Here is a 7,284-nt window from a genome sequence, read left to right on the forward strand (position 1 = left end):
GGGGGCCCCACCCCTCGGCGCTCGCCTACGCGCTCGACTCCCCCGCACAGGGTCGCCGACTCATCACGATGTTCCCCGTCGCCGACCCGACCGCGCTGCTCGCCGACCTCGACGCCTCACCCCCGCGCCTCCGTTGGAACGCCGAGGGCTGGCCGCGTGACGGTTCAGAGCTGATCGAGGACGAGTTCCCCGCGCGAGTTCAACTGCTCCATCATGTGCGTGACCCGGTTGGCCTCGACCCTCGGCAGCGTCGGCTTGTCGAACTCGAAGACCAACGGGATGCTCGGGTGCACCCAGATGCTCAACCGCCCCGACTGCACTTCAGGCTTCGGCAGCCAGGTCATCATGAAGCTCTCGTTGCGGCGGAGCTTCGTGCCGATCACGATCTTGAGGTGCGCCAGAGTGGCATCGTCGATCTCGATCGCGGGGCGCGAACTGTTGTACTCCAGAGTTCCCATGAGAAGAACTGTACGCGCGGTCTAGCCGTGCTCGTACTCCGGGCCCTCGGGCGCGTCGAGGGGCGGCCCCGAGGGGGACTCAACGCCGCGGGTGAGCGCCTGCAGACGACGGACCAGTTCGGGATCCTCCAGCTCCGGCCCGCTGCCGCTGATCGCCTTCGCCACGATCTGGCTGGCCGGACCGATCAGGAACTTCGCCGACACGACGGTGCCATCCTGCTCCCGCACCGGTATCTCGATGATCTCCGCGCGCTCCTCATCGCCCAGCGCGCGCCCGTACGCCAGCAGAGCGTCCGCGATGTCGTCACCGGTCAGGAACTCTTCGCCGCCATACAGGATCGATTGCATAATGCCGTTCTACGGCACCAGCGCTGCATCCCCGCGCCCCTTGCCCGCTCACCCGGCGGATGCTAGCGGCTCGCGGCGCCGGTGCCGCGCAGTCAGTCCTCGACCACGGCGAGCTCTTCGCGAAGAAGAGCGGCACCCGCGCTGAGCGCGTGCAGCTTTCCACGTGCGACGTCACGAGGCAACGGCGCCAGGCCGCAGTTCGTGCTCGCCACGAGCTTGTCGGCATCGACGAAACGGAGCGCGTCGCGGAGGGTGTCCGCAACCTCTTCCGGCGTCTCGATGGTCTCGCTGGCCACGTCGATGGCTCCGAGCATGACCTTCTTGCCGCGGATGAGTTCGATGAGGTCGAGGGGGACGTGGGAGTGGTGACTCTCGAGCGAGATGGTGTCGATGCTCGAGCGCTGCAGCAGCGGGAACGACGTCTCGTACTGCCGCCACTCCGCGCCGAGGGTCGCCTTCCAGTCGGTGTTCGCCTTGATCCCGTAGCCGTAGCAGATGTGCACCACGGTCTCGGCGCGCAGCCCCTCGGCCGCCCGCTCGAGCGCCGCGACTCCCCAGTCCCGCACGTCGTCGAAGAACACGTTGAACGCCGGCTCGTCGAACTGGATGATGTCGACCCCCGCCGCCTCGAGTTCTCTCGCCTCCCGATTGAGGATCGTCGCGAACTCCCAGGCCAGCTTCTCGCGGCTCTTGTAGTGGCGGTCGTAGAGAGTGTCGATCATGGTCATCGGACCGGGCAGCGCCCACTTGATCGGCTGGTCGGTCTGCTGGCGGAGGAACTTCGCGTCCTCCACGAACACGGGCTTCTCCCGACCCACGGCACCGACGACCGTCGGCACGCTGGCGTCGTAGCGGTCGCGGATGCGGACGGTCTCGCGCTGATCGAAGTCGACGCCGGAAAGGTGCTCGATGAAGGTCGTGACGAAGTGCTGGCGGGTCTGCTCGCCGTCGCTGATGATGTCGAGGCCCGCGAGGCGCTGCTCCTGCACGGCGATGCGCAGCGCATCCTGCGTGCCCTCGACCAGCGCCTCCCCCTCCAGCTTCCAGGGAGACCAGAGGGTCTCCGGCTGCGCGAGCCAGGACGGCTTGGGCAGGCTGCCGACGATCGAGGTGGGAAGGAGCGTGTTCACGATCGGGGATTCTCCGGTCATCATCCGACGGAGACCAGGGAGGCGGCGGAACTGCCGTCGGCCCACTGCTCGAGCAGCTCACCGTGCGGCTTCATGAGGTGCTCCTCCGTGTACTTCCCCTGCTCGGCCGCGAGCCGGCTGCGCTCGTCGCGGTCGTAGGCGATCTTCGTCACCGAGTAGTCCTGCTGCTCCAGGCTCGGCTGATAGACCTTCGCTGCGGCCGAGTTCGCGTTGTAGATCTCCGGTCGGTAGATCTTCTGGAACGTCTCCATGGTGCTGATCGTGCCGATGAGCTGCAGGTTCGTGTAGTCGTCGAGCAGGTCGCCGCGGAAGTAGAACGCCAGCGGCGCGACGCTGCCACGCGGCATGAAGTACCGGACCGAGAGACCCATCTTCCCGAAGTACGCGTCGGTCAGCGACGGGTCCTTCTGCTCGTATTCGACGCCGAGGATCGGGTGGTGGTTCTCGGTGCGGCGGTAGGTCTTGCTCGTCGAGACGCTGATGCAGATCACGGGCGACACCGCGAAGCGCTCCCGGTAGGCGGCCGAGTCGAGGAAGTGCTGGAAGAGCTTGCCGTGCAGGTCGCCGAAGTCGGAGGGAATGGTGAACCCTCCTGCCGCTGCCGTCGCCGCCGGAAGCCGCACGCTGAAGTCGAAGTCGCGGATGTAGGACGAGAAGTTGTTCCCCACGATCCCGTGGCTGCGCTTTCCGGTGAGGCGGTCGACGATCTGGATGTCCAGGACCTCGAGCAGCGGGAAGTCCTGGTCCTCGCCCGCTGCGGCGAACTGGACCGCGACGGAGACGATCTCGAGTTCGACGGTGTAGCGGTCGCCGTTCGGGTTGTCCCAGTCCGCGAGATCGTTGAATCGACGGTCGATCATCGACAGGGCGTTGCGGAGGTTCTGCTGGCGGTGCTCACCGCGCGCCAGGTTGGCGAAGTTCGTGGTGATCCGGGAGTTGTCCGACGGCGAGTAGTCCTCGTCGAAGCGGGTCGTCGTGATGCGGAACGTGAAGTCGTGGGCCATGAGGTTGCCAATCGGTGAGCTGATCGGCCGGGCTCGGCCTCGCGAAAGGGGGTGACTCCATGGTGCAGTGCGGGCACCCCTATCGAGAAATGTCCTCAGACTATGCCGTGGCATAGTCTGAGGCTATGGCCAAGCGTTCGAGCGGCATCACCCTGCAGCAACTCACCTACTACATCGAGGTCGCCGCGGAGGGATCCATCAGCGCCGCCGCCGACCTGCTCTACGTCGCGCAGCCCACGATGTCGGCGGCGATGAAAGACCTCGAGAGCCGAGTGGACCGTGTGCTCCTCCTCCGCTCCGCGCGCGGCGTGACACTCACCACCGATGGTGTGGAGTTCCTCGGCTACGCCCGGCAGGTCGTCGAGCAGGTCGCGCTCCTCGAGCAGCGCTACCTCGACCGGCCGCCGTCTCGACGCCTGCTCGGAGTGTCGACGCAGCATTACTCGTTCGCGGTCGACGCGCTGGTGCGGATGGTGAAGGCGACCTCGGCGGCCGAGTACGAGTTCTCGCTCCGGGAGACGCGCACGTGGGACATCATCGAAGACGTCCGCACCCTCCGCAGCGAGTTGGGGATCCTCTATCGCAACGACTTCAACCGCAACGTCATCGACAAGCTGCTCCGCGACTCCGGGCTCGCGTTCCACCCGCTCTTCGTCGCGGAGCCGCACATCTTCATCTCCCGCAAGAATCCCCTCGCCTCGCGGGATCGCGTGACCCTCGACGACCTCGCCGAGGTGCCGCGCCTGACCTTCGATCAGGGCGCGAACAACTCCTTCTACTTCGCTGAAGAGATCCTCTCCACCCTCTCGAGCCCGCAGGACATCCGCGTCTCCGACCGCGCGACGATCTTCAACCTCATGATCGGACTCGACGGGTACACCATCTCGACGGGCATCATCAGTGACGACCTCGACCCCGAGATCGTCGCCATCCCGCTCGACGTCGACGAGCGCATCGAGATCGGCTGGATCGGCCACTCCGCGATCCCGCTCACCGAGCAGGCGCAGCGCTATCTCGCCGAACTGCGGACCGTCGTGTCGGGATTCGGGGTGGAACTGCTCGGCTGAGGTCGCGTGAGCCCTCCGGCGTCAGAGGTACTGCTCCATCCGCGCGGTGAGGTTCGCACGATGTTCTTCGAACCGGCGGCTGGTCTCGAGCGTGCTGATCCCCTCGCCTGCCGGCGTGAGGAGATCGAGATCGTCGCGCGCGAAAAGCACGTCGTAGAAGGGCGCGAGCTCTTCGTCGGAGTACTTGTGCAGCCCCGCGAGCGTCTGCAGCGGCGTGCCCCAGCGGGCGGCGTTGGCATTCACGTCTGCCCCACCCTCCAGGAGTCGCTCGACGAGCGGCACCTCGCCGGCGAAATCGTGGGAGGTCTGGGAGAAGAGGATGTGCAGCGTCGAATACCCTTCCGGCGCGACGATTGCTCCCGCATCAGCCCCGTCGTCGAGCAGCCGATTCGAGATCGCGATGCGGGCGTCGAGGTGGCGGTTTCCGAGCGCACGATGCAGCAGGGTCAGCCCGGTGGAGCCGACAGCGTGAGCGTCTCCGTCGTAGAGGGCGACGAAGTCCTCGTAGGAACCTGACTTCGCTGATCCGTATGCGCTCGGCATCATCCATCTCCTATCTGGCCGTGTTCTATCTGACCGTGTTTCCACCATAGGTCGAGGCTGCGACGACCCCTCAACTCGCGATGCGGCCACCCAGCGCGGGGCGACGGGCCCATTTCATCCGCAGCCGCTGCATGGCCGTCACCGCGTCGACGCGAGCGGCCGCGTACGTCGAGGACTCGACGAACCATGGCTCGATCGCGAACATGTCGCCCTGCCAGCGGAAGCCGAGGCCGGCCATCGAGAGGCCGAGAATCCGGGCGAACTCCGCGGCGGCGTGATCCAGCTCCTGTCGAGACATGACGGCATCCGCGGGTTCGATGCGCTCGAGCATGGCGGCGAAGGAGGCCCAGTGGCCGTCGAATCCGCGCAACCACACCGGGTCCGTGCGGACCACGTTCAGGAATCCGCCGTCGGGCACGACCACGTCCCGGGCGGCGGCATATGCGAGTCCGCGCCACCCGATCAGCACGCAGGTCGTCGCTTCGAACACCAGCCGATCGACGGAGCGATGACCTTGATACGTGGCGACGGCGACATCGAGGTTGGCCTGCAGGTCGGCGATGATCGCGGGCGGCTCCCACAGCGGCTCGCCGCGGCGGAACTCTTCGCCGACACTGATCTCTGCCCGGTACTCCTCGATGATCGCTGCAGCTCCGCCCACGAGATTGAGATCACGGAAGCTCGCGGTCGCATCAGGCTGGTAGACCTGTCGGTTCTGGTGCATGACGACGTGCTGCGTTTCGTGCACGAGCACGCGCCTGGCGATCAGTTCGTTGACCTCGGTCTGGTCGCGGTCGAGATCATTGCGGAAGTGGTGCGCGTGGAGCAGCACGACGGCGCGGCCGTCCGGCAGCCGGATCGTCTTCCCTGCGGAGAGTCCCGCACCGTGCTCGACGGTATGGATTCCCGCGGTGTCCTTCTCGGGAGACCAGCGCGCCACCGAACCGGCCATGTATCCGGTCACCACCAACTGCACGCGTGAAGGATCCGGAACCGAACGGTCGAGGTGCGCCCAGCACCACGCGAGCGTCGTCGGCACCGACGGAGGCTCGAGCGTGACATCGACCAGCTCGAGATCGACGCCCTCGATCAGCAGCTCGACCAGCGGCTGCGGCGTGCTGCCGGTCATCCGATCGCGCCGGTCACGGGGTGGCGAGCCAGGTTCGCCAGGGCGTTTCCGGGGAGATGTGCGCGGCGACGTCGTCGAGCATCTTCGCGAATTTCTCCCACCGCGGCTGTGCACCGAAGTACTCGTGGAGTCCGGTGACGAAGGCCTGTGCGCGGTCCAGTTGATCGTGTTGCAGGTACCACGCGAAGACGCCCTCGAAGAGGCTGAGCTTCTTGCCGGAGAGATAGTCGACGGCATCGGCCGTCGTCGTGAACTCGTTCATCCTGCCGAGCAACGCGTCGATACCGCGAACCCCCACCGCACCGATGTCGGCCGGGTCGGATTCCTGCGTGATGGTGATCGCCTCGGGGAGGCTCCGATCGACGTTGTGGGGGCGGAACATGAAACTACTCGGGCGTGGCCTACTATCCACCCCGACCAGAAGTTCGTGGATTGCCGGCAGGTGGATGATGCCGTTGAGGTACACGAAGCCTTGCGCCCCGCCGACGCGACTGCGCTGAATCTCCACTGTCTGGACCGTCTCACCGACCGAACGTCGGAACTTGGTGGTTCCATCCGCCTCGAACCCCTTCTGCAGGAGATACGGCTTCAGGGTGTTTTTCACCGCGCTGGTGATGATGTCGGCGGGCCTCATGGTCCTCTCCCTACTCTTTCGCTGGGGTCTCGGGAGCCTGCTGGCCGCGCTCTGCGAGGTAGGCGGCCGCACGGCGCTTCAGGTCGGAACGATGCGGTTCGCGCATGAGCTGGATGCTCTCGTACACCGAGCGTCCATCCTTCGCCGTTGCCAGCAGATCGAGGTCCGGCTGTTCGAAGAACACGTCGTAGAACGGTGCCAGCGTGGCATCCGAGAACTTCGCCTGACGGGCGATCGTGAGCAGCGGAGTGCGGAACCGACCGGAGAAGTGATTGATGTCGGCACCCGCCTCGATGAGACGGCGCAGCAACGGCACCTCCGTCGGCACGTCGTGGTCACCCCGGCCGAGCAGGGCGTGCAGCACGGTGTTCCGCTCGCCACCGACCCCGGAGAGGGCGGTGGCATCGGCCCCCTCGTCGAGCAGGAACGAACTGATCGCCACGCGTGCCGACAGGTCGCCGTTGGTCAGAGCGCGGTGCAGCAGGGTCTGCCCCTCGCCGAAGTCACGCCCGGCATCGCCCGGCTGGAATGCGGCGACGAACTCGTCGAACGAGGCGTTCGCGTTCGCTGCGAGGAACCACACGTCGGTGCTCATGCGGCACCGCCTTCGATCTGGCTGTGGGAGACACGGATACGGGGATGCATGCGCACCACGCTAGCCGACCTCGAGGGAGCCGAAGACCTCAACCCGTGGTTGGTGTTCGCGTGAGCCGGCGCCTCTTAGCGTGTGCTCCATGCACGCATCAGATCACGCCCACAACGTCGCCAGCCGTGACCGGATACCGCGCATCCGTGCCACCGACCTGACCCATCGCTATGGTTCGACGGTCGCGCTGGACGGGGTTTCGCTGACGATCCTCGACGGCGAAGCCGTGGCGATCATGGGGGCATCCGGATCGGGGAAGAGCACGCTGCTCCTCGTGCTCGCCGGAGTCATCCGCCCCGACTCC

General features: G+C 66.3%; 10 protein-coding genes. 2 read left to right on the plus strand and 8 right to left on the minus strand.

The window, feature by feature from the left end:
• Window positions 1-164: 164 nt before the first annotated feature.
• The 4 genes from ACNPM4_RS19330 to ACNPM4_RS19345 form a co-directional block, all read right to left on the minus strand.
• Window positions 165-458, minus strand: a complete 294-nt coding sequence (locus ACNPM4_RS19330) for a DUF7882 family protein (protein WP_029262405.1) — start codon at window positions 456-458, stop codon at window positions 165-167.
• Between the two features lie 21 nt (window positions 459-479).
• Window positions 480-806 (minus strand): hypothetical protein, encoded by a 327-nt coding sequence (locus tag ACNPM4_RS19335; RefSeq protein WP_448986847.1) that lies wholly within the window; start codon window positions 804-806, stop codon window positions 480-482.
• A 92-nt stretch (window positions 807-898) separates the two neighbouring features.
• Window positions 899-1,936: a methionine synthase gene (locus tag ACNPM4_RS19340; protein ID WP_448986848.1), complete on the minus strand. Its 1,038-nt coding sequence runs from the start codon at window positions 1,934-1,936 to the stop codon at window positions 899-901.
• 20 nt (window positions 1,937-1,956) lie between these two features.
• Window positions 1,957-2,961, minus strand: coding sequence for a DUF1852 domain-containing protein (locus ACNPM4_RS19345; protein WP_448986849.1), 1,005 nt, complete (start codon window positions 2,959-2,961; stop codon window positions 1,957-1,959).
• A 125-nt stretch (window positions 2,962-3,086) separates the two neighbouring features.
• Between ACNPM4_RS19345 and ACNPM4_RS19350 the strand changes: the two genes are divergently transcribed.
• Window positions 3,087-4,028 (plus strand): LysR family transcriptional regulator, encoded by a 942-nt coding sequence (locus ACNPM4_RS19350; RefSeq protein ID WP_448986850.1) that lies wholly within the window; start codon window positions 3,087-3,089, stop codon window positions 4,026-4,028.
• 21 nt (window positions 4,029-4,049) lie between these two features.
• On the opposite strand, the gene ACNPM4_RS19355 is transcribed toward ACNPM4_RS19350, so the two are convergent.
• The 4 genes from ACNPM4_RS19355 to ACNPM4_RS19370 all read right to left on the minus strand — a co-directional run bounded on the left by ACNPM4_RS19355 (window position 4,050) and on the right by ACNPM4_RS19370 (window position 6,929).
• Entirely contained in the window at window positions 4,050-4,574 is a 525-nt protein-coding gene (locus ACNPM4_RS19355; protein ID WP_448986851.1) for a hypothetical protein, read from the minus strand.
• A 67-nt stretch (window positions 4,575-4,641) separates the two neighbouring features.
• Entirely contained in the window at window positions 4,642-5,700 is a 1,059-nt protein-coding gene (locus ACNPM4_RS19360; RefSeq protein ID WP_448986852.1) for a hypothetical protein, read from the minus strand.
• A 13-nt stretch (window positions 5,701-5,713) separates the two neighbouring features.
• Complete coding sequence (locus ACNPM4_RS19365; RefSeq protein WP_448986853.1) at window positions 5,714-6,334, minus strand: DUF4304 domain-containing protein; 621 nt, start codon at window positions 6,332-6,334, stop codon at window positions 5,714-5,716.
• Between the two features lie 10 nt (window positions 6,335-6,344).
• Window positions 6,345-6,929 (minus strand): hypothetical protein, encoded by a 585-nt coding sequence (locus ACNPM4_RS19370; RefSeq protein ID WP_448986854.1) that lies wholly within the window; start codon window positions 6,927-6,929, stop codon window positions 6,345-6,347.
• 139 nt (window positions 6,930-7,068) lie between these two features.
• Between ACNPM4_RS19370 and ACNPM4_RS19375 the strand changes: the two genes are divergently transcribed.
• On the plus strand, window positions 7,069-7,284 hold a 216-nt coding region (locus tag ACNPM4_RS19375), incomplete at its 3' end, for an ATP-binding cassette domain-containing protein (RefSeq protein WP_448986855.1).

This window comes from Microbacterium umsixpiens, from assembly GCF_053543675.1.

Bases quoted from the DNA above. Each gene is read 5' to 3' on its own strand.
- ACNPM4_RS19350 (WP_448986850.1), top strand. From the start codon at position 3,087: ATGGCCAAGCGTTCGAGCGGCATCACCCTGCAGCAACTCACCTACTAC.
- ACNPM4_RS19330 (WP_029262405.1), bottom strand. From the start codon at position 458: ATGGGAACTCTGGAGTACAACAGTTCGCGCCCCGCGATCGAGATCGAC.
- ACNPM4_RS19360 (WP_448986852.1), bottom strand. From the start codon at position 5,700: ATGACCGGCAGCACGCCGCAGCCGCTGGTCGAGCTGCTGATCGAGGGC.
- ACNPM4_RS19355 (WP_448986851.1), bottom strand. From the start codon at position 4,574: ATGATGCCGAGCGCATACGGATCAGCGAAGTCAGGTTCCTACGAGGAC.
- ACNPM4_RS19335 (WP_448986847.1), bottom strand. From the start codon at position 806: ATGCAATCGATCCTGTATGGCGGCGAAGAGTTCCTGACCGGTGACGAC.
- ACNPM4_RS19370 (WP_448986854.1), bottom strand. From the start codon at position 6,929: ATGAGCACCGACGTGTGGTTCCTCGCAGCGAACGCGAACGCCTCGTTC.
- ACNPM4_RS19365 (WP_448986853.1), bottom strand. From the start codon at position 6,334: ATGAGGCCCGCCGACATCATCACCAGCGCGGTGAAAAACACCCTGAAG.
- ACNPM4_RS19345 (WP_448986849.1), bottom strand. From the start codon at position 2,961: ATGGCCCACGACTTCACGTTCCGCATCACGACGACCCGCTTCGACGAG.